This is a genomic window from Bacillus sp. FJAT-28004, assembly GCF_001280845.1.
GTDB lineage: Bacteria > Bacillota > Bacilli > Paenibacillales > Paenibacillaceae > Pristimantibacillus.
In genome coordinates, this window is the sequence record NZ_LGHP01000001.1 from 702,155 (window position 1) to 724,105 (window position 21,951).

The 21,951-nt window shown below is 44.1% G+C and carries 21 protein-coding genes; 14 read left to right on the top strand and 7 right to left on the bottom strand.

The window, feature by feature from the left end:
- Nucleotides 1-23: 23 nt before the first annotated feature.
- On the top strand, nt 24-1,565 hold the full coding sequence (locus AC787_RS02880) for a response regulator (RefSeq protein WP_054023409.1): 1,542 nt from the start codon (nt 24-26) through the stop codon (nt 1,563-1,565).
- Nucleotides 1,562-3,340, top strand: a complete 1,779-nt coding sequence (locus AC787_RS02885) for a sensor histidine kinase (RefSeq protein ID WP_054023410.1) — start codon at nt 1,562-1,564, stop codon at nt 3,338-3,340. The genes AC787_RS02880 and AC787_RS02885 overlap by 4 nt, the downstream gene beginning before the upstream one ends.
- 331 nt (nt 3,341-3,671) lie before the next feature.
- Here AC787_RS02885 and AC787_RS02890 read toward each other — a convergent pair whose 3' ends face one another.
- Nucleotides 3,672-4,550 carry a LysR family transcriptional regulator gene (locus tag AC787_RS02890; protein WP_054026865.1) on the bottom strand — a complete coding sequence of 293 codons (879 nt, stop codon included), beginning with the start codon at nt 4,548-4,550 and terminating at the stop codon, nt 3,672-3,674.
- A 110-nt stretch (nt 4,551-4,660) separates the two neighbouring features.
- Here AC787_RS02890 and AC787_RS02895 point away from each other — a divergent pair, with 110 nt between their 5' ends.
- On the top strand, nt 4,661-5,941 hold the full coding sequence (locus tag AC787_RS02895; protein WP_054023411.1) for an adenylosuccinate synthase: 1,281 nt from the start codon (nt 4,661-4,663) through the stop codon (nt 5,939-5,941).
- A 36-nt stretch (nt 5,942-5,977) separates the two neighbouring features.
- Here AC787_RS02895 and AC787_RS02900 read toward each other — a convergent pair whose 3' ends face one another.
- Nucleotides 5,978-6,520, bottom strand: a complete 543-nt coding sequence (locus AC787_RS02900) for a hypothetical protein (RefSeq protein WP_054023412.1) — start codon at nt 6,518-6,520, stop codon at nt 5,978-5,980.
- Nucleotides 6,521-6,606: 86 nt separating this feature from the next.
- Between AC787_RS02900 and rbsK the strand changes: the two genes are divergently transcribed.
- From rbsK to AC787_RS02915, 3 genes are all read left to right on the top strand, one after another.
- Nucleotides 6,607-7,533: a ribokinase gene (rbsK, locus tag AC787_RS02905; RefSeq protein WP_054023413.1), complete on the top strand. Its 927-nt coding sequence runs from the start codon at nt 6,607-6,609 to the stop codon at nt 7,531-7,533.
- A 79-nt stretch (nt 7,534-7,612) separates the two neighbouring features.
- Nucleotides 7,613-8,332, top strand: coding sequence for an MBL fold metallo-hydrolase (locus AC787_RS02910; RefSeq protein WP_054023414.1), 720 nt, complete (start codon nt 7,613-7,615; stop codon nt 8,330-8,332).
- A gap of 9 nt (nt 8,333-8,341) precedes the next feature.
- Nucleotides 8,342-8,905: a TetR/AcrR family transcriptional regulator gene (locus AC787_RS02915; protein WP_054023415.1), complete on the top strand. Its 564-nt coding sequence runs from the start codon at nt 8,342-8,344 to the stop codon at nt 8,903-8,905.
- 68 nt (nt 8,906-8,973) lie between these two features.
- Here the strand turns inward: AC787_RS02915 and AC787_RS02920 are convergent, their stop codons facing one another.
- Nucleotides 8,974-9,654 carry a class I SAM-dependent methyltransferase gene (locus AC787_RS02920; protein ID WP_054023416.1) on the bottom strand — a complete coding sequence of 227 codons (681 nt, stop codon included), beginning with the start codon at nt 9,652-9,654 and terminating at the stop codon, nt 8,974-8,976.
- Nucleotides 9,655-9,788: 134 nt separating this feature from the next.
- Nucleotides 9,789-10,679: an ROK family protein gene (locus AC787_RS02925; RefSeq protein ID WP_054023417.1), complete on the bottom strand. Its 891-nt coding sequence runs from the start codon at nt 10,677-10,679 to the stop codon at nt 9,789-9,791.
- 254 nt (nt 10,680-10,933) lie between these two features.
- On the opposite strand from AC787_RS02925, the gene AC787_RS02930 reads away from it, so the two are divergent.
- Together AC787_RS02930 and AC787_RS02935 are read left to right on the top strand one after the other, a co-directional pair.
- The gene (locus tag AC787_RS02930; RefSeq protein WP_054023418.1) at nt 10,934-12,184 is read left to right on the top strand and encodes an MFS transporter; all 1,251 of its coding nucleotides are present in this window, start codon (nt 10,934-10,936) and stop codon (nt 12,182-12,184) included.
- Between the two features lie 97 nt (nt 12,185-12,281).
- Nucleotides 12,282-12,929, top strand: coding sequence for a hypothetical protein (locus AC787_RS02935; protein ID WP_054023419.1), 648 nt, complete (start codon nt 12,282-12,284; stop codon nt 12,927-12,929).
- A 153-nt stretch (nt 12,930-13,082) separates the two neighbouring features.
- On the opposite strand, the gene AC787_RS02940 is transcribed toward AC787_RS02935, so the two are convergent.
- The 3 genes from AC787_RS02940 to AC787_RS02950 form a co-directional block, all read right to left on the bottom strand.
- Nucleotides 13,083-13,982 (bottom strand): ArsR/SmtB family transcription factor, encoded by a 900-nt coding sequence (locus AC787_RS02940; RefSeq protein WP_054023420.1) that lies wholly within the window; start codon nt 13,980-13,982, stop codon nt 13,083-13,085.
- A gap of 183 nt (nt 13,983-14,165) precedes the next feature.
- Nucleotides 14,166-14,393: a hypothetical protein gene (locus AC787_RS02945; RefSeq protein ID WP_053372108.1), complete on the bottom strand. Its 228-nt coding sequence runs from the start codon at nt 14,391-14,393 to the stop codon at nt 14,166-14,168.
- Between the two features lie 140 nt (nt 14,394-14,533).
- Nucleotides 14,534-15,445: an AraC family transcriptional regulator gene (locus tag AC787_RS02950; protein WP_054023421.1), complete on the bottom strand. Its 912-nt coding sequence runs from the start codon at nt 15,443-15,445 to the stop codon at nt 14,534-14,536.
- 171 nt (nt 15,446-15,616) lie between these two features.
- Here AC787_RS02950 and yicI point away from each other — a divergent pair, with 171 nt between their 5' ends.
- The 6 genes from yicI to AC787_RS02980 all read left to right on the top strand — a co-directional run bounded on the left by yicI (nt 15,617) and on the right by AC787_RS02980 (nt 21,896).
- On the top strand, nt 15,617-17,938 hold the full coding sequence (gene yicI / locus AC787_RS02955) for an alpha-xylosidase (RefSeq protein ID WP_054023422.1): 2,322 nt from the start codon (nt 15,617-15,619) through the stop codon (nt 17,936-17,938).
- A gap of 206 nt (nt 17,939-18,144) precedes the next feature.
- The gene (locus AC787_RS02960; protein ID WP_054023423.1) at nt 18,145-18,915 is read left to right on the top strand and encodes a sugar phosphate isomerase/epimerase family protein; all 771 of its coding nucleotides are present in this window, start codon (nt 18,145-18,147) and stop codon (nt 18,913-18,915) included.
- A gap of 31 nt (nt 18,916-18,946) precedes the next feature.
- Nucleotides 18,947-19,969 carry a Gfo/Idh/MocA family protein gene (locus AC787_RS02965; protein ID WP_054023424.1) on the top strand — a complete coding sequence of 341 codons (1,023 nt, stop codon included), beginning with the start codon at nt 18,947-18,949 and terminating at the stop codon, nt 19,967-19,969.
- 216 nt (nt 19,970-20,185) lie between these two features.
- Entirely contained in the window at nt 20,186-20,506 is a 321-nt protein-coding gene (locus tag AC787_RS02970) for a PadR family transcriptional regulator (protein WP_054023425.1), read from the top strand.
- The gene (locus tag AC787_RS02975; RefSeq protein WP_054023426.1) at nt 20,503-21,060 is read left to right on the top strand and encodes an HAAS signaling domain-containing protein; all 558 of its coding nucleotides are present in this window, start codon (nt 20,503-20,505) and stop codon (nt 21,058-21,060) included. Before AC787_RS02970 ends, AC787_RS02975 begins: the two co-directional genes overlap by 4 nt.
- A complete protein-coding gene (locus AC787_RS02980) occupies nt 21,057-21,896 on the top strand; it encodes a DUF4097 family beta strand repeat-containing protein (protein ID WP_054023427.1) in 840 nt (279 codons plus the stop codon). Before AC787_RS02975 ends, AC787_RS02980 begins: the two co-directional genes overlap by 4 nt.
- Nucleotides 21,897-21,951: the final 55 nt, after the last annotated feature.

Below are 21,951 nucleotides of genomic sequence, written 5' to 3' on the forward strand. Positions count from 1 at the left end.
TCCTAATTGGAGCTGATAACATCATGTATAAAGTATTGCTAGCGGACGACGAAAAGCTGGATTTGGAAGGTATGCGTGCCTTTATTCCTTGGACAGATCTCGGTATGGAAATCGTAGCAGGTGTGATGAACGGATTTGATGCCTGTAAAGTGCTTGATACTGAAAAAATAGATATTCTCGTTACCGACGTGCGTATGCCTAATATGACGGGACTTGAGCTGGCTAGACGTGCACTTGAGATGTCAAAGGATATTAAAATTATTTTCGTAAGCGGTTATCAAGATTTCAGCTATGTAAAGCAGGCGTTGTCGCTAAATGCTGTCAATTATGTGCTGAAGCCGATGGATGATCAGGAGCTTATTGATTCCTTGCTTAAGGTTCGAGATGTTTTGGATCAGGAACAAGAAAGACAGAATGCATATGGTCAGATGGTGCCGATCGTCAAAAATGAATATTTGCTGCAATTGCTTGAAGGAACCAGCGACGACAAGACCATTGAGGTACTCAATCATGAATATGAGATGAGTCGTTTTGTATATCCAGGTTTAGTAGCCGTAATTGAAGTGGATGATTTGTCTTGGAAATTAAACGACGAGACTCGCGCCGAGCAGGATGAGATACCGCAGTTAGTATCGATCTGCAAGGAGTTTGGCATTCAGCATATTTGTAAAATCAGTAAGTTTAGGGTTGCGCTTCTGATCGAGCAATCGGATCATGATTCTTTGCCATTGAAGATTGTTAATCGAGTCAATGAACAGCATACGTTTTCCATTACCGCAGGTGTTGGTGAATTATGTGATTCGATCAACGAATTATCAACTTCCTATCGTCAGGCAGTAGAGGCATTGGATTTGAAAATGTTCTACGGCAAAGGTAAAGTAATTGGCCATGGCGAGGTCAGATCGGCAGAGAAAGAGGATGTTAAGCATCTCGATGCTAAACTAGAAGCGTTGTTTGATGCCATGTCGGGTTATGAGCTTGTTCACATTCATGATGAGCTGGACGACTTATTTCAGGTTGCAAAAAACTTAAAGTCGAAGTTTACGCTGCGAAATTATGCGCTTTACATCGTAATGAAGCTTGATAATTATTTGCAAAGAACGAATGAAAATGTATTTCAGCTGCTTGGCATGGAGCTGAATAATTACGATATCATTATGCAGTTTGAGACGATCAATGACATTCACGTATGGCTAAGACGTAGGGTCTATGAAATATCTGAGACTTTGCAGGCCAATAAGCACAAAAAAAATTGGAAGCTTATTAAGCAAATGATTGATTATATGAAAGAACGTACACATGATAATATTACATTGCGTGATTTGGCGGAGCAATTTTCTTTATCACCGAACTACCTTGGACTTATATTTAAAGAGGAAACAGGTAAAAACTTCAGTGAGTATTTCATTCAGCTGCGTATGGAAAAATCATGTGAGCTGCTCAAAACCACAAATATGAAAATTTATGAGATAGCTGATCGAGTAGGTTATCGTCACTTGCCATATTTCAGCAAACAATTCAAAGAAATGTACGGCATGACGCCGTTGGAGTTTAGACGAAAATGACCATACACAAGAAAGAGCATCGTTATATTCCGTTTGGGATTAAGATCATGCTCACCTACAGCTTGTTTATCATGGTACCGGTAATCCTTATTGGCTATGCAGCGAATGTTATTTTTACAAGCTCGATTCAAGAGCGGACTCGCGAGATCAATTATGGAACACTGACTCAGATGAAGGATAATATTATGTACAAAATGGAGGATGTCTCACGTATTTCAGGCATGCTTTATTTTGACAGTAATCTTGCATCTTACTTGCGTCATTATGAGGAAGGCTGGGTTAGCTACGAAGCCACGACGAAGCAGCTCCTTCCAAAAATGCAAACAACAGTGGAAGCGGCAAGCAATAAAATGCGCTTAGCAGTCTATCTACATAACAATACATTGCCGGAAATCTATCACAATTATAATAATACCGATCCGCTTAACGCGGAGGGGCCATTATTCGATTTGTATCATATTTCTAGAATTAAGGACAGGGCATGGTATTTGGAATATCCCGTGGAGAGGTATGGAGAGACCATGCAATGGAAGCAGGTCGAGGGGGATTCGAAATTCGGGCATATATCCTTGCTGCGAAGACTTGTTAATATGAACGATCCAATTATGCTCGAGGAAATTGGTTTCGTTCGAATTAGCCTGAGACTTACAGATCTGCTGGAGAGCGTTGAATCAGAGAAAATCGGCCAAGGAACTAAAATTTTTGCAATAAACGAGAATGGAAGAATAATGTTCTCCTCCGGTGATACGATGTTTAATCTCGGTGAATCACTTAGCGAAGAGGATATGGCGAACTATTGGGTCGTCGAGGAAAAAATTCCACACCTGAATTGGAAGCTGCTCGCACTTGTTCCGGCCGATATAATGGATAAAGCGACCAATAAGGTGAGGTTATGGACTTTTTTAATTTGCTTGGCTTGCTTTGTCGTATTTTCACTTGCAGGCTTGTATATTTCTCGTTTTTATTCCCGTAAGGTAATCAAAATCGTTCGTGTGCTGGATGCCTTTCAAGAAGGAAATTTCAAGAAAAAGATTCATTTTAAAGGGAAGGATGAATTTACGCGCATTTCCTTTGCTTTAAACGAAATGGGTCATAATATCGATGGGTTAATCCAAGAAGTATATATGACGAATATGAAGAAAAAGGAAGCGGAGCTGGAATCGCTGCAAGCGCAAATCAATCCACATTTCCTATATAATACGTTGTCCTCGATCAGTCGATTGGCTAAGTTTGGACAAGTAGATAAGCTGCAGCGAATGGTGCTCGATTTAGCTAAGTTTTACCGATTGTCTCTGAATGAAGGGAGAACCGTTATCCCCATTCGCAATGAGCTGGAGCAGATTAATGCCTACATTAATATTCAGAAGACGAAATTCGAAGACGGCATGCAAATCTGGTTTGACATTGATCCGGATATTTTGAGATTCACGACCGTAAAGCTTATTTTACAGCCCTTTATTGAAAATGCGCTTGAGCATGCTTGGTATGGAGAGCGGATTAATATTCGGATTGTAGGGAAGCTGGAGGGCGAGATGATTACCTTTCAAGTCATTGATGATGGCGTTGGTATTAATCCCGAGATTTTACGGCAGATGTCCGATCCCGTTGAGAGATTGAATGTAGGTTACGGGGTTCGTAACGTGGATGAGCGGATCAAGCTTCACTTTGGAGCAGAGTATGGCGTACGGATCGTTAGCAAAAGAGGAGTCGGCACCTCGGTTTCAATTACAATACCGGCGAGAAAAAAAGATATGCAACCCGAACGTCCTATTTAAAATAGGACGTTTTTTTATGGGTTTACAATGCAGCATAGCACAGGTGACTACTGCACTTTTTGCAATAGAAACCTGACATGGAGACGGTCGCCTGAAGCTGCATTGCAGAAAATGCAATAGAATAGGTCTTAAACTGACTTATTGGGCGAGTATGAGTCATTCTATTGCACAAACTGCAGCGATTGGCCAACAATCATTTCAACGGGGGATCTGCATTGTATAGAGTACAATGTAGACGCTACGGATGCGTGAGAGATCAGTGGTGTGATTGGGCATATGAGTACGGTACTATAATTTTCGGCAGCGAGCAGAGAAGGGAGTTGCTAAGCAATTAAGGCAGCAGCTCTAAAAATCGTTTAGATGCTGCGGACTGCGGAACACCGCGTAAGGTAGCTATGCCGATGCTGCGTGCTGGAATAGGCGGGAGCAGCGGGATCTCGACGAGCTCGCGTGAAGCTAGTTCATCAGCGGCATAGCTGCGAACGAGGAAGGCAAGCCCGAAGCCGCTTCGTGCGAACTTTGCAAGCAGATCCATGCTGCCGAGCTCAAGCTCTGGAACGAGCTTGATACCATGCGCTGCGGCAAACTCGTCAAGGAATTGGCGAGTGCCAGCTCCTTTTTCCAAAAGCAACAACGGGTGTTTGCTAATATCTTCAAGCCTCATAGCGCTATCAGCAAGAGACGAATAGGCGGGGCCACCGACGAGAATGTCTTGCAGGGGCACACTTATCCGAAGGTCCAACTGTCTGTCAGAAGCAGGCATATGTACGATACCAAAATCAATCTTTCCCTCTTTCAATAGTGTTATGGTTTCAGGTGTTGTTCGATTCGTCACACGAATGCGAATATCAGGATATTCCTTATGAAACTGCTCCAGATACGGCATCAAATAATGTTTGCATAAGGTGTCGCTAGCACCGATACTGATTTCACCGCTTTGCAGGTTGTGCATTTCCGCAAGCATTTTTTCCCCTGTTTCCATGAAGCTATACGCTTGCTCGATATACCGAAAGAGAACTTCACCTTCTGTCGTAAGCTTAACCCCTTTTGCCATGCGAAAAAAAAGCTGTCCGCCCAATTTGCCTTCTAATTGCTTGATTGTATGCGTGACGGCTGGCTGTGTAATATAAAGCTGTTCTGCAGCACGTGATAAGCTTCCTGTCTTAGCTGTCCAATAAAAGACACGATACCACTCCATATTTACGATCAAAGTCATTATCCCACCTAATATCTTATATTAGTAATATCAATTATTTTAATGTCGCTTCATTCATTATAATAAACATTAAAGGGCAATAACAACATTAGGAGGCGATTGAATTGACGGTAACCGCAATAGTGGGAGCAAATTGGGGAGATGAAGGCAAGGGGAAAATGACGGATGCGCTAGCAGCTAAATCCGCATATGTCGTACGTTATCAGGGAGGCAGCAACGCGGGGCATACGATTATAAACAGCTACGGTAAGTTTGCGCTTCATATGCTGCCTTCGGGTGTTTTTTATCCAGAGATTACGAATGTCATTGGACCAGGTACGGCTTTGGATATTGAGGTGCTGCTGCGGGAGAGGGAAGAGCTGTTAGCAAGAGGAGTACCTGAGCCGCAAATTCGAATATCCGAACGCGCACAGGTTGTACTGTCTATTCACCGCCTATTTGACGAGCTGGAAGAGGAACGGCTTGGGACAAACGGCTTCGGATCGACGAAAAGAGGGATAGCTCCTTTTTATGCAGATAAATATGCGAAGCTTGGCGTACAAGTTGCAGATTTGTTTGATGAGACGCGATTGCTGCAGCGAATTGAGCAATCATTAGCGGCCAAAAACGTGCTGCTTGAGCAGTTGTACAACAGAAATCCGATAAAAGCAGAGGAGCTATTGCCAGAGCTGCTGGAGCAAGCTGAGAAGCTGCGGCCTTTCGTTTGCGATACAACCAAGCTGCTAAATGAAGCTTACCGAGCTGGAAAGTCGATTTTGCTGGAGGGACAGCTGGGAGCGCTGCGTGATCCTGATCACGGCATCTATCCCTATTCGACTTCATCGTCAACATTGGCAGGTTTTGCGCCAGTAGGTGCGGGACTTCCGCCATATGCCATTACGAGAATTATTGCGGTAGTTAAGGCGTATTCCAGCTGCGTAGGAGCGGGTCCATTCGTGAGTGAGCTTTCAGGAGCTGAGGCAGACGAGCTTCGGCGATTGGGCGGTGACGCGGGAGAATTTGGCGCAACGACAGGTCGCCCGCGGCGAATGGGTTGGTTTGATGCGGTGGCTACGCGTTATGGCTGCATGCTGCAAGGGGCTACAGAAGTTGCGCTTACCAATCTTGATGTGCTTGGATACTTAGAAGAAATACCGGTGTGCATAGGTTATGAGCTGGACGGACAAATCATTAAGGATTCATTTCCTGTCACAGCTGCGCTTTCTTCGGCCAAGCCAGTACTTAAGCGACTGCCAGGCTGGAGCAGCGACATTTCGCAAGTGAGAACATTTGAACAGCTGCCTGAGACGGCGCAGCAATATGTTCGTTTTGTAGAAGAATCGATTGGCGTTAAGGTCGCAAGTGTGTCGGTAGGACCGCGGCGCGAGCAGCTTATTACACGATAAGTACATCTTTAGTACAGGAAAAGCAGAATCCTGCAATCAGGATTCTGCTTTTTTCTCGCGTGGCCAGAGGGAATAGCTGAAACTAATGAAAAAATCGATGACGAGTATGATTGACCATAAACGAAGGGTATTAAATAATGCTTCTGTTCGCGTTGCATCGCCGACCATCATAATCATGCCATACAAAATGGCTGAGCCTATGACCCATGCGAGCAAATGATGGAGCCAGCCATTCCGTTCGTAGCGGGCATGCTCTTTGCCATGCTTGGGTTTACCAGCTGGGGCAGGTCCACTCGCGAAGCGGTGAGCGAATCTTTCGTCAGCCCATTTAATCATCCGATGTCCCCAAGCGATAGAAACACCGATATAAATAGCAGCTAGACTATGGGCGAAAGTAGCTTCAGCGCCGCCGCGCAGATCATAGACAGTCGCTACAATTAATGCCAGATCAATTAGAGGTGTGGCTATCAGGAATAAAGCTCCAATCTTTTTTAAACGAAAAATATAACGGCATAATAATCCGATGAGTACAAATAACCAAAACGCTACCTCGCAGCCGATAATAAAAGCTGTAATCATGTGAATATCTACTCCTTCTGTTAAAATAGGTACATGCACTCAAAAAATGAACCGGATCGTTATATAGGGAAGGGAATGAACAAACTATGAAGAAATTGCTTGTAGTTGGAAGCATAAATATGGATATCGTTAGTCAGGTCGAAAAATTCCCACTCCCAGGAGAAACCATATCAAGTACAGCCACTTCGTTTTTTCCTGGCGGCAAGGGGGCAAATCAAGCGGTTGCTGCGGCTCGCTCAGGTGCGAAATGCGCGATGATTGGCGCAGTTGGCGAGGATCCTTTTGCACAAACATTGATAACATCATTGCAAGATAATGGAATTTCCACTAGTCAAGTATTACGCAAACAAGGAACATCTGGTTTCGCTATTATTACGGTAAATGGTGACGGGGAAAACCATATTGTTTTATCTGAGGGTGCGAATGGTCAACTGACAGAGAAGGATGCAGCAGCAGGTTATGAAGAGTGGTCAGATATCCATGCTGTGCTGCTTCAAAATGAAATACCATGGGAGACGACGTTGTCTGTCATGAATAGTGCGAGCAGCAGCGGCATTAAAGTGTTTTATAACCCTGCGCCGGCAAGGGCTATTCCTGAGCATGTTTTTCCGCTTATTGATACTCTAATTATTAATGAAACCGAGGCGGCTGTTGTTACTGGCTTAACGGTAAACGATGTTTCCTCAGCTCAAGCAGCGGCAGAGGTGGTAATGGGCAAAGGCACAAACAACGTCATTATTACGTTAGGCGAGAAAGGCTGCTTTTATCAAAATGAGCAAGGATACTCGTTATCAATACCAGCATTCAAAGTAAAACCTGTTGATACGACAGCAGCGGGTGATACTTTCTTCGGTGCATTCGCCGCTGCCAGCGCTGAGGGGAGCCCAGCTGAGCAAGCATTAACCTTTGCAGCAGCAGCAGCAGCACTTGCCGTTACGAAGATAGGTGCCCAATCATCGATTCCCACCAAGGCAGAAATTGATGCTTTTCTTCATAGTGAACAGAAAAAATAAAAATAGGCTTGCTAAAACTAATGGTGTTAGTTTATTATAAAGCTAATATCATTAGTTTTTGTTGAGGGGGCCTATTGCAATGAGAATGACACGCGAGAAAACAGTGGTGCAGCTGACCTATTTACCAAAGGTATTTCCAGTAAATTGTTACTTAATTGAGGAGGAGGATAGCTTGACGTTAGTGGATGCTGCACTTCCGAACAACGTCAAAGCTATTCTGCAGGCAGCGAAGCAGCTAGGCAAGCCCATTAATCGTATTGTTTTAACACATGCTCATGCGGACCATATTGGTTCCCTCGACGCCTTAAAAGAATTGCTTCCAAGTGTACAGGTGTATATATCCAAAAGAGATGCAAGACTGCTGAGCGGTGATCAAACGTTGGATGCTAATGAGCCTAACGTTCCCATTCGTGGCGGTTTGCCCAAGAATATTCGAACAAAACCCGATGTTTTACTGGTGGATGGTGATCGCGTTGGTTCCTTGCTTGCGGTAGCTGCACCGGGACACACGCCTGGTTCAATGGCATTCCTTGACACTAGGAACGACATTTTAATCGTAGGAGATGCTTTTCAGACTAGAGCAGGCGTTGCGGTGTCAGGACAGGTGAAACTGCTTTTTCCATTTCCAGCTATGGCTACTTGGGATAAACAAACGAGTTTGGAAACGGCTCGTCGATTAAGAGATTTGGAACCTTCATTGATCGCTTCAGGCCACGGCAACATGTTGTTGCAGCCCAAACGTTTACTTGCGAAGGCGATTGCCAAAGCGGAACGTTCCTTAGCTAAAGAGATAAGATAGGGGGATACTATGTCACCTAGAAGAGGACTTGATTTGGCGACTATCGTAGAGGAAGCAGCTGTCATAGCAGATGAGCTAGGCATTCAAGAAGTTACGCTGGCGACGCTTGCCAAAAAACTTGGTGTTCGTTCTCCTTCATTATATAACCATGTGGATGGATTGAACGCTTTACGCATACAGCTGGCTGTCTACGGCTTACAGAAGTTGAATGCAGCTTTAAATGAATCGTTACAGGATAAAGAAGGCGATGAAGCGATTCATGCTATTGCTTCGGCATATATCAATTTTGCAAGGAAACATCCCGGTGTGTATGAACTGACGTTACGCTCGCCGGATGCGGGTGAAGCAGAATATGTGGCAATTGGACAGCAGCTTGTCGATTTGCTAGTTAAGACGCTTAGTTATTATGAGCTTGAGTATGACAAGGCGATTCACAGTGTTCGGGGATTGCGCAGCTTGCTGCACGGATTCGCCTCTATTGAGCAGAAGGGCGGATTTGGCATGCCGCAGGCTATCGATGAAAGCTTGAGCATTGTAATACAGACTTATTTGAACGGCCTCCGCGTGAAATAACGATAAAGAAGCTGTGGCAGCCATGGATGCTAAAATGAGATGCCTTGGCTGCCGCTTAGAAATTAAAATTACGGTTTGTTGGCTTTCCAAATATATTTGTATTCTTTCATACCTAGTTTTCCATTTATTTGATTCTCTTCAATCTTGATTTCTAATTGCTTACTTAACGAAGGATCAGTATAGTCTGGATTTCCGGGAATTCCTGTGAGAAACTTAGCAAATTCATTTTTGTTTGGAAAATAGAAAACAGCATGATTAAGCTCTTCAATTTGAATATTAATAAATCCATTACTATGCAATCTTTCTTTAACAGTGTCCAAAGCGCCGGAGTGTATACCGAATACCGTACCTCCTGAGCGGAGTATTCTACTATGATTTAAAATGGATGTTGGTCCACGCCTGTCATAAATAAGATCAAATTGCCCGTCGGAGAAAGGCAAGTCGGTCTTTGTAGTAGTGTAAATAAATTGTATATTATCCGATTTGCTCTCATCTTTCATGGAGTTAGCAATTTTAATCATTTCGATTGAATTGTCAAACCCTATAATCGACTTAGCATGGCGTGACATCTTTAGTGTAAAATCACCGTGTCCGCACCCCGCATCTAGAACGGAATGAAAGGCAGGCAACATTTCGACTAACCTTTCTTCAAATATTTGCTCAGCAGAAATGCCGTCGATCGTAAATATGGCATTGCTTCGATATCCGCCATTTCTTCTTGCAATCCTATCGTACCATTCTATCCCCATAAGTTTTTCCTCCTAAACCAATGATTGAAAACAGTAATATCAATTATCAGGTACCTATCACCACACAAAAAGGAGCTGCCGTTCAGGGCTTGTATCCTCGAACTGCAGCTCTTTCTTTTTTAAGTTCAGTCGTCTTAGTAAGCTTGTTGAATTAATGCGGCAGCGCCGATTAATCCTGCGTCCTGCTGCAGCAGTGCGGGAACGATAGCGGTTTCCCTGCCTGATGGGTTAAGCGCGTTTTTGGATACATAGTCTCTTACGGCTGCAAATAGGGATTCGCCTACTTGTGAGACGCCACCGCCGATTACGATTTTGTTTGGATCTAGAATATTGATAAGCGATACGCAGCCCATGCCGATCGTTTTAAATACACTGTTAACCAGCTCGGACATTTGTGGGTCACCTTGCGCTGCCAGCTCAAATGCTTCTTTGGAAGAAACGTCTCGGCCAAGCAGCTCTGTCGCTTGACGAGCAACAGCTGTGCCGGAGGCGACTACTTCCCATGGTGTGCCGGCTTGGTCCATAATCATAAATCCGGCATCACCGGCATTGCCCGTTGATCCGGTCAGCAGCTTGCCATGCATAAAGATGCCGGCGCCAATGCCAGTGCTTATCGTAATAAAGATGAAATGCTCGGAATCCTGTGCAGCTCCGACCCATTTCTCAGCAAGGGCAGCAGCGGTTGCATCGTTCTCCATTTTAATCGGAAGCGGCAGATGTGACTTCAATGTTTCTACAACGGGGAAGCCCCACCAGCTTTTTAAGTTTGGCGGGCAAGTTAGCTCGCCCTTTATTGTATTAAGCGGGCCGGGCGCACCTACGCCGACACCCTTAAGCGTCTCAAGTGATAATCCATTTTGCTCGGCCAGCTGCTTTACCGCGTCAGCAACTTGTGCAAGCATGTCTGCGGGAGCGATCTGGAGATCCGTTTTTAATGAACCTTTAGCGATAACGTTTCCTTGCTCGTCTACGAAGCCAAATGCTATTTTTGTTCCGCCAATATCAATTCCTATTGCTATACTCACGTAGTACCCTCCAATGATTTAAAAAATTGACTAAAACCGTTTGAGAAAAAGTCTATCATACTCCTGGAATATTAGAAAGAACCGAACGTGATAACGGTTAATGGAAGCGCATTTTTTTCTGATCAACTAATGCTGTACAAAAAGTTAGGAGTGTAGTAATATCCTATCGAATGTAGTGCTTGAGAGGATCCTTTGCTGCGCAAAGGGTCCTCCGTGCGTATATCATCAACCTAGAGAAGAAGGTAGCTGCCCAAATGGAATCCGAGGCCAAGGAAAGTTCGCGAATCATGAAGTTCGGTATGCCAATGACTGCAAATGTATGGAGAAATGCCCGCATTGATTTAGGTGCGTCTTGTCTGTTCAGCTTATTTAATGTCGTTATGAACCAGTTTTATGTTGCATTCGCGATTCAACAAGGAGCAAGCAATTTCCAAGTTGGATTATTATCAGCAGCACCTGCAGTTGGTTTACTGTTTTCGCCCTTTTGGGCGTCTTGGATTGAGAAAGCGAATAACCCAAAACCGTTCGTCGTCATCCCTAATGCCATCGGCAGATTGCTTCTGCTATTGCCAGCGTTTTTCGCTTATCCTTCCTTATATGTAGTGGCTGCGCTGCTATTTCAACTGTTAATGGGCATTCAGGCTCCTGCGTATGCCGCATTGGTATCGCGGATGTATCCTTCTGATTTGCGCGGAAGGCTAATGGGGTATGTACGGGTGGCAATGGGAATCATCATGATCCCGCTTGCTTACTTTGTTGGAAGCTGGTCCGATGCTTTTGGGCCGTCTGGACCACTCATTGCGGCTTCCATTGCGGGTTTTCTCTCTATAGGACTATTTAATACGCTGAGGCTGCCTGTTCAGAAGGCACCTGATAAACCTGCTTCACTGAAAAAAACGAGCCGGTTTCCGCTTCAGGAGCAATGGAAGCTGATTAAAGAAAATCGAACGCTGGCTGTTTTTCTAGCTGCGACTACGCTTACTGGATTTGGCAATATGTTTGCTAATCCGTTGTATCAGATTATACAGGTGGATGTGCTTCATCTGTCCAACTTACAGATCGGTTATGCTCGTGTCGCTTATTTTACGGCCTTGCTGCTTACGTTCTGGATAGCGGGCTGGATGATCGATCGAATAGATATTAAATATACGCTGTTATGCGGCATTGCAGCTTATGCTATAGTGCCGATGTTATATGGACTTTGGGGCAGTTATGCTGCAGTCATAACCGGCAATGCGATACAAGGAATTGGGGAAGCGATTTGGGATATCGGTATATTGGCATTTGTCTTCCGACTGGCGCCTGGCCGGGAAGCGATGGTTTTTGGGCTGCATTTGATGCTTTTTGGTATTCGGGGAACGATTGGGCCGACTTTAAGCACATCGCTTTCGCATAGTGTATCTCTATCACTCTTGCTGATTATTGCTTCTATTTGCGGATGGATCGGAACGTTTCTATTTATATCAGGCAATTGGAAGCGGAATCCGCTTTCTCAGGAAGGTTAATTTCCGCTTGAGTTCCCGTTCATCTCATGTTCATATTCGAATGCTAGAATCGTATGAATAGAAGCTATTCATTACATATTCGCAGGAGATGAACGATATGAACAAATGGAAAGTGATGCTAAGCGCTGTTGTTATCGCTGCTGCTTTGGCAGGCTGCGGAGCTCAGGATGAACAAGGTTCTTCCGATCAGCAAGTGGATGCTCAGGGCAAAGTACAGCGGAATGGAGCCAGAGCGGGTATGGGCCAGATGGGTGCACAAGCGGATTTGATGGGAAAAGTGAAATCGGTGGAAGGTCAAACGATTACCCTTTATAAATCGGCTATGGGACAAGGTGGTCCGGCGCAAGGTGACGGTACTGGCGGCATGCCAGCAGTCGGTGAGGGACAACAACCGTCAGAAGGCGGTGAAATGCCAGCAGATGGTGAACCTCCGCAAGCACCCGCTGGGGATGGAACTGCTCCTGAAGGCGGCAGAATGAATATGGACGCCATGTTCACTGACGAGACGGTGGACATTCAGGTGACAGATACGACCAAAATCATTACAGTCACCTTCGAGAATGAACAAATGGTGGAGAAGGAAATAGCGCTGGCTGATCTAAAAGCCGATGATATTTTGTCTATTATGCTAACAGACGATACTCAGGTTGCAGAATCCATTACCGTTCGCACTGGTGGTTTCGGCGGCGGAGCTGGCGGTAGACAGCCAAGGCAGCAAGAGCAGCAGACGACAACAACGCAATAGTGATCATTCTTATAGAAATAAGCAAAAAGCAGGGGATGCACTAACAGGTGCATCCCCTGCTTTTTGCTGCGCATACGCATTTGACAGCCAGCCTTATCCAAAAATATGTCCATATCATCTATAAATGCGGCATATGTTTGGTCGACCAAGCTGCTAATAAGCGACGTAAACCTGAATGTCCTGATCATAATTGCCGAATTGCTTGCCGAACATGCTTAATCCTCCGCTGTGGGTTGCGGTCTCTGGGGCACAAATACGGAATCTAATATCATCTCCGAAACCTACAGCAAGATCTGTAATCGTCCGATCAGACATACGAATGCCATCGATGAAGGAGCCTTCCGAGTCGATGGTAATTTGTTTCAGCAAGCCATGCTGAGTCCCGAGGTCCCACCAACTTGGCGTATATACACCTTTTACTGCTCCAAAGTCCCCTGGGCATGTCCAAACTCCCAAAAAGATATCATTGATATAAAATGAAAGATCGGAAGGCCAGTTTTCGTTATAGGAGGGTGCTTCCGAGCAAATTTCAAGCGATATGGAAATGCTTTTTGCGCATTGCTTTCCAACTAAGTAATTGGGAATGCGATATTCAATATAGCCGCTTCCAAACCACAGATGGCATGCTTTAACATGCTCAGGGTCGGAGAAGTAGCGAGGATCATCAACCATGCCGATAATTTTGGTGTCTGATGTTAGTCCGCAAGTAGGTTTTACCTCGTAAGAGGAATACTGACCAATAGGTATGGATACGGCATACCTATTTTGGACGGTCTGCTCCTTCACACGGAATTGCAGCGTAGCTGAATCCAGTGTGAGATGGCACACTTTTTGACGTCCTCTCGTACTTGGTACACTCTCTGTCGTTATAATGGATGCTTCCTCTAGTTTCTGAATATGTTTAGTAACGATTGCCGACGAAATGCCAAGCGCTTCAGCTATTTCTTTAATGTTCATCGGCTTAATATTTAATAATTCAATGATTTTCACTCTCGTGTCCGATGAAAAACATTCAAGAAACTTGATATTTCGGCTGTTAACCTCTATGTTCATCTATCGTTCCTCATTCCGTTTTCTTTGCTAACATTATATAATTCAAAAGTTAATTACACAACTCAAATGTTTACTAGTCAATGTGTATGGATGTTATTAAATAAAAAAAAGCGGGTGATCCTAATGGCCTGTACAGACCATAAGGATCACCCACTTCGTATTTCGTTATATGAGAAGATTGGATTAATATAGGGAAATGGTTAGAGTGTCACGTTCGAAATAAGAATGAAGCGTTGCCTCACTGCCTACAATTTCTACGCTAATTAATGATTTGATACATGTTTTAAGCGCGTTTTTGCCTGTTGTGAGTTTACGATTCAGTACTGCGGTCAATTTCTCAATAGCTTGCTTATTTGTATCTGTTAAATAAACAGGTATCGTTTTATTTTGGAACATCAGCATCGTTTTCATAGTATGGACCTCCATCCCGCGAAGGATTTTTTTTTATAGTGTAACGTACAATTATTAAATAATTCTTAAAATTCGGTGAGTATTTGGTTACAAAGCTGTAACTTTTGCGTAAAAGACCAAATCATACACGATTTTTCTTATTATGGACGACGATCCGACGTTTCAAGCTGTTTTTTGCGGAACTGGGAAGGCGTGCATTTCATCATTTTGCGAAATACTTTGACGAAATAACTAATATGATCGAATCCGACATCAAGCGCCACAGCTGAAATTTTAAGCTCTGGCTTCAGAAGTAGCTCCGTTGCTTGTCTAATTCGATAAGCATTCAAATACTCAATTGGCGTTTGTCTGGTCATGGTCTTGAAGAAGCGGCAAAATTGTCCTTCGCTCATCGGAATTTGGTCAGCGATTTCTGCTATCCGTATAGGACGTTGGAAATGATTCTGCATATAGACTATGGCGGTCTTTAGTCTGTCAATTTTTGTAGAGTCGGCATTGCTTGTTTCGCTGCGGTTGCAAAACTTATTTTGCGCGGCAATTTCATGAAGCATTAAATAAAAGTGCCCCTTCACCGCGGTCTCATGACCAGGCTGCTGACTTTGACATACCTTCATAATGCATTGCAAATGCTGAAGCAGCGCTATTTCCCAATCCGTTTTTGGCTGAATATGTCTAGGAAACGTTTTTTTCTTATCCTGAAGCGGTGAGATAAAGCGCTCCTGCACGGCATCGTAGCTGGCACTGGCGAGCAAATGAGTGTCGAACACGATTGCGCAAAAAGAACAGGCTGTAACTCCTCGTGCATGTCCAGCATGGATGTCGCCACCGTCTATAAAAACAGCCTCGCCTGCTATTACAATGAAATAATCGGTATCAATCTGGAACAGCACTTCACCTTCAAGCACATAGAAAAACTCTGCTTCTGCATGCCAATGACAGTCCAGAACCGGGATGCCAGCCTCTTCATGTTCAATCCAGTAGGCGGCAAGCGGGAACATATTGTCGCCATGCAGCCGGTCTTCTTTTAAGGCATGCCTAGTTGTTTGATCCATTTTGGAAGGCCTCCAGTGCTAGATGCGAGTTAGTTGCTAATCATTAGAGGCGTATCGTCAAAATAGTGCTATAGATGAGCATTATTCTGTTAGAATTATTCGATTAATTATCAGTATAATGCAAATATATAGGATTGCAAATAAAACTAAACAGGAAAGTTGGTTCAGTCCATGAAATTTACAGACGGCAACTGGCTCATTCGTGATGAATACAAAATATTAGGGGCCGTACAGGTCCATGATTTCGAGCATGAGGATGGCAAGCTGACTGCTTATGCATCGCCACAGCCTATCTATAATCGATCAAATATGCTGGATACGATGTTATTAACGGTACATTTTCATTCTCCGCTGCCAGGCATTATCGGCGTTAAGCTCGTGCATCATGCTGGAGTTAGGGAACGTGGTCCAGTCTTTGAGTTGTCCTCACAAACCGGCGATCATGTTGTTATAGAAGAAAACGATGAGGAAGCTGTTCTAACAAGCGGAAGTCTCAGCGTTCATATACGCAAAGGACCAGTATGGGCAGTGGATTTCTATCGCGGGGGCGAGCGCATTACGGGCAGCACGCAAAAATCGATGGCCTACATTAAAGAAGATAACGGCAATACCTATATGCGCGAAGAATTGGATGTTGGCGTTGGCGAGTGGGTATACGGCTTGGGTGAGCGCTTTACGCCATTCGTAAGAAATGGACAAGTCGTCGATCTCTGGAACAAAGACGGAGGCACAAGCTCCGAGCAATCCTACAAAAATATTCCTTTCTACATGACAAATAAGGGTTATGGCGTATTCGTCAATCATCCAGAGCTCGTATCATTTGAGATCGCTTCGGAGAAAGTAAAGAAGGTACAGTTCAGTGTGGCAGGGGAGTCACTCGAATATTTCATTATCGATGGTCCTAGCATGAAGGATGTTCTTCATAAATATACGGATTTGACAGGCAAGCCATCTTTGCCGCCAGCATGGACTTTTGGATTATGGCTTACAACTTCATTCACGACTAACTATGATGAAGCAACAGTTAATTCTTTTGTTGACGGCATGGCAGAACGCGATCTGCCTTTGCATGTGTTCCACTTCGATTGTTTTTGGATGCGTGAGTTCCATTGGACAGACTTTAAATGGGATGAGCGGGTATTCCCAGACCCAGTCGGAATGCTGTCACGCTTGAAAGAAAAGGGACTTAAAATTTGCGTGTGGATCAATCCATACATCGCGCAGCGCTCGCGCTTGTTCGAGGAAGGCAAACGAAATGGCTATTTGGTGAAAAAACCAAGTGGAGACGTATGGCAATGGGATTTATGGCAGCCTGGAATGGCGCTTGTTGATTTCACGAACCCCGCAGCATGCAAGTGGTACGCCAGCTATTTGCGTGAGCTAGTCGATATGGGCGTTGATAGCTTCAAAACCGACTTCGGTGAGCGCATCCCAACAGATGTGGCTTACTTTGACGGCTCCGATCCGATGAAAATGCACAATTATTACACTCAGCTTTATAACAAAGTTGTATTTGAAGTGCTTGAAGAGAAGCTTGGCAAAAACGAAGCAGCTCTGTTTGCACGTTCAGCTACGGCTGGCGGTCAGAAATTTCCTGTACATTGGGGCGGCGATTGTTATGCGGATTATGAATCCATGGCAGAAAGTTTGCGCGGCGGTCTGTCGCTTGGTATGTCAGGCTTCGGCTTCTGGAGCCACGATATTGGCGGATTCGAGAATACTGCGCCAGAGCATGTATTCAAACGTTGGTTAGCATTTGGCTTGCTGTCCAGCCATAGCCGCCTGCATGGAAGCAAATCGTACAGGGTGCCTTGGGCATACGATACGGAAGCGGTAGATGTAACGCGTTTCTTCACGAAGCTGAAATGCCGTATCATGCCGTATTTGTTCAACACGGCTGTTCAAGCTACCGAACTTGGTTTGCCTTCGATGCGTGCCATGGTGCTTGAATTCCCTGAAGATCCGACCAGCGAAATGGTTGATCGTCAATACATGCTTGGCGATTCATTGCTGGTAGCTCCTATTTTTAACGAGCAGGGTAATGTTACTTATTATTTGCCTGCAGGAAAATGGACACATTTGCTGTCCGGTGAAATTGTAGAGGGCGGATCATGGCGTAAAGAAAAGTATGATTTCTTTAGCCTTCCATTGTTCGTACGTCCAAATTCAATTATTGCGCTTGGAGCAAATGATGTTAGACCAGATTATGATTACGCGGATGGCGTTCAGTTTGAGCTTTATAATCTAGAAGACGGAGCAACTGCCGCAACTACAGTTCGTACTATTAAAGGCGAAACAGAAATGACGATATCGGTGAGCCGCCAAGGTGAAGCGATTACTGTTCAAATGGAGGGCAGCGGCAAACCGTTATCGTTGGCACTGAAGGGTCTTGGGCTTATTCGATCGGTAGAGGGCGTAAAAGCTGATGTAAATGATACGGTTATACACATTGCAGGTGGACCTAAGCAGCTTGAGTTTACTATTCATATCTAAAAAATAAAGAGGTAGCTTTGCCACAGCCATTTGGAGGCTAGGCCCAAAGCTACCCCTTTTTTTGTACTGTTGTACAAGCATAAGCCAAAATCGCATAAGAAAAGACTAATAATATAGCTAGTTTTCGCTTATGACTGTCGATATAATAAAGATCAGAAAACAAAATCAAATACAACAAATAATAAATATAAGGGAGTGCAGCTCACATGTCACGAATGAATATTGGTTTACAGATGTACACGTTAAGAGACGCTACCGCACAAGATTTTGAAGGTACGCTTCGTAAAGTTGCTGCTATGGGTTATGAAGGCGTAGAATTTGCAGGATACGGCGATATCAAAGCCGAAGACATGCGCGACCTGCTGCAGGAGTTGAACTTGAAAGCAATCGGCAGCCACATTGGCTTGCATCTGCTTGAAGGTAATCTAGATGAGGAAATAGCTTATCTTCAAACTATTGGAGCTAAATATGCAATTTGTCCTTGGTTGCCGGTTGATGCTCGTGATACAGAAGCATGGCGCGGACATCTTGTGAAATTTGAAGAGTATGGAAAGCGTTTCCGCGAAGCAGGCATTTCTTTTGCTTATCATAATCATGAATTCGAATTTGAAGTTGAAATCGATGGCCAAATCGTATTTGACGCTTTGTATGAGCGGATTGATCCGCAATACCTACAAGTTGAAATGGATATTGGCTGGGTACAATACTCCGGTGTAGATCCACTTGCTTACATTGCGAAATACGCAGGACGTTTGCCGCTTCTACATCTGAAGGACTTCCGCGCAGGTGAGAAGGGTCAACAAATCGATACGGTAGAGCTTGGTCGTGGCGACTTGCCGCTTCTTCCTATTATTGATGCTGCATCGAAAGCATCTGTAGAATGGATTATTGTTGAGCAGGACACATGTGCGAATCCTCCGCTGGAAGCTGTTGCAGAAAGCATGGAATGGTTGAAATCAAATTTTTTGAGCAAATAATCTAATTAATAATAGACAGGGGAAAATATTCATGTCAAAAGTACGTGTAGCAGTTGTAGGTTGCGGATCCATTTCGAAATACCGTCACATCCCGGAATATGCGGCGCATGATAATGTTGAGCTCGTTGCATTCGTAGATCCAATTATCGAGCGCGCAGAACTTTATGCAAATTTGCATGGCGGCAAAGCGTTTGCTGATTTTGAAACGATGCTTGCAGAAATTAAACCTGATGCAGTGAGCGTATGTACGCCAAATGCATTGCATGCTCCAATGTCCATTACGGCAGCTAATGCTGGCGCTCATGTCCTTGTTGAGAAACCAATGGCTGTAACTGACGAAGAAGCAGAAGCGATGATCGAAGCAGCTAAGAAAAACGGCGTTCACTTGATGGTTGGACATAACCAACGCTTCATGCCTCCTCATATAAAAGCAAAGCAAGTACTGCAATCAGGCATTCTAGGCAAAGTGCTTACATTCCGCACATCCTTTGGTCACCCAGGTCCGGATGGCTGGAGCATCGATGGCGCAAACAGCTGGTTCTTCCGTAAGCCAGAAGCAATTATGGGCGCAATGGGCGATCTAGGCGTTCATAAATCCGATCTTATTCGCTGGATGCTTGACGACGAAGTTTCAGAAGTAGCTGGATTTGTTGGCACGCTTGATAAGAAGGGTACTGAAGTTGATGATAATGCATCATGCTTGCTACGTATGAAGAGTGGCGCAATCGGTACGCTTGTAGCTAGCTGGACTTACTACAAGGGTGAGGACAACAGCACAATTTTGTGGTGTGAGAACGGCGTAATGAAAATCGGTACGCATCCTGATGATCAAGTGATTGTAGAATTGCGCAACGGAACGGTTGAGAAGCATAAAGTTGGCGCAATCTCGACTAACGATAAGCAAGAGACAAGCGGAGTAGTCAATGCCTTCTTGGAAAGCATTCTTACGAACACAACGCCTGCTGTAAGCGGTGAAGATGGTCGTGCTTCTTTGAAAGTCATTTTGAGTGCATTCGAGTCACAAGCAACAGGAAAATTCATAAGCGTAAATTAATGTACAGGAATACCTTCGACCGACGCGCATAAGCCTTCAGGTTGGAGGTATTCTTTTTTGCACACTATCTTGCATTATAGAATAGCGTGTGGTAAATTATACAGAAGAAGGAATAACTATACGAAGCTATACTGCATTAATTAATAGTAAGTTATGATTAGTATCTTTCCACATACAATACCGATGAACTAGAACTTCAATGATGGAGGACACGAAATGAACATTCAATTTAAAAAGGGCGTGCTTGAAATATGCGTCCTTGTACTCGCGACAAGAGGAGATCGATACGGTTATGAGTTAGCTGTTAAAATTTCCGAAAAGTTCGAGGTAGCAGTAGGCAGCGTTTATCCTTTACTAAGCAGATTGACACAGGATGGTTATTTCTCTACGTACTTGAAGGAGTCCACAGAAGGCCCGCCTCGGAAGTACTATCAATTAACAGCAGAGGGCTGGAGTCATATGCGCAGATTAATTGCAGAATGGGAAAGTTTCACACAATCCGTAAATGAAATTGTAGAGGAAGGTTTAAGACCATGACGACAAGAGATCGATATATGTTGGAGCTTGAGAGCATGCTCAAAGTAATACCAGAGGTGCAGCGTAAGGAATGGCTGTACGATTATTACCTTCATTTTCAACAAGCGGTTGAGAATGGTCAAAGCGAGGAGCAAGCGGCAAGTGAGCTTGGAGATCCGCGAATGATTGCGAATGAACTATTGCTGGGATACCGGGTCGGTCAGGCAGAGACGAACAAGGGCTTCGGAAAACTCTCAAAAGCAGTATTTGCAACAGCAAGCCTTGGTTTATTCAATATCATCTTCGTTCTAGGTCCCTATCTGGCTTTGGCGGGGGTCATTATCGCTTTATGGGCGTCGGCTTTAGGGATTGGCGTTGGAGGTATCGGAATCGTGGTAGAGAGCTTGTGGAACGGCACATTCACTAAGCCACAGGCATTAACAATAGGCTTGATTACCACTTCCATTACGATTTTACTCATCATCGGCTTAAAGGCACTCACAACTTCCTTCTATAAGATGACTTTAAAATATTTGAAATTCAACACAAGAATTGTAAAGGGGAATAATAAATGAGAAAATTGGCGGCTGTAGCTTTAGTTTTATTAGGTATAGGAGTGCTTTGCGCGTTTTTTGTATTCGATAAGGATGATATTGTAACAAAGTTTCAGGGGGAAACTTATTTACAGGAGAAAAGTGTTGATGCGTCGGCCATCCGATCGATCAAGACGGAAACCGATACGTTTAATGTCACATTAACGCCTGGTACATCAAATGATATTAAGGTACGGCTAGAGGGAGACGTAAGCAAAAAACTTGTTGAGGATATTATATTTACAGCTATTCCAAAGGGAGACACGCTTTATATCAAGGGAGATACGAAGGATCGATTTTCTATAGGTATTAGTATCATCAACCTGAAGATGACGGTAGAACTGCCAGCAAAGCTTTGGGACTCCATTAATATCGAGACGGATACCGGCAATATTGTGATTGATCAGCTGGAAGCGGACAAATTGAATTTAAAATCAGATACCGGCAATCTGAAATTATCGAATTATGTGACTAAGGAATTTGTTTTTAAAACAGATACAGGAAATATTACTTTGACAGATGGAAAAGGCAGCTTGAAAGGCGAAACAGACACTGGGAATGTGCGTGTGGAGTCTGACGAATTGCTAAACGATATTGCAGTTAAGACTGATACGGGCAATATCATCATTAATGTAGACAAAGATCCTGTCTCCGCAGCCATTAACATCAAGAAGGATACCGGAAACACGGATGTTGAATGGGATGGCTTCTCGTTTAATAAGGAGTCCGATACGTATGTAGAAGGAATGATCGGCAGCGGTGATATTAAGATTGACCTGGAGTCGGATACAGGTAATTTCAAACTAGGCAACCGATAAGCAAGAGCAAAAGCATATAGAATCTATTCAATGATAAGCAAGCTGTGGGCATTTT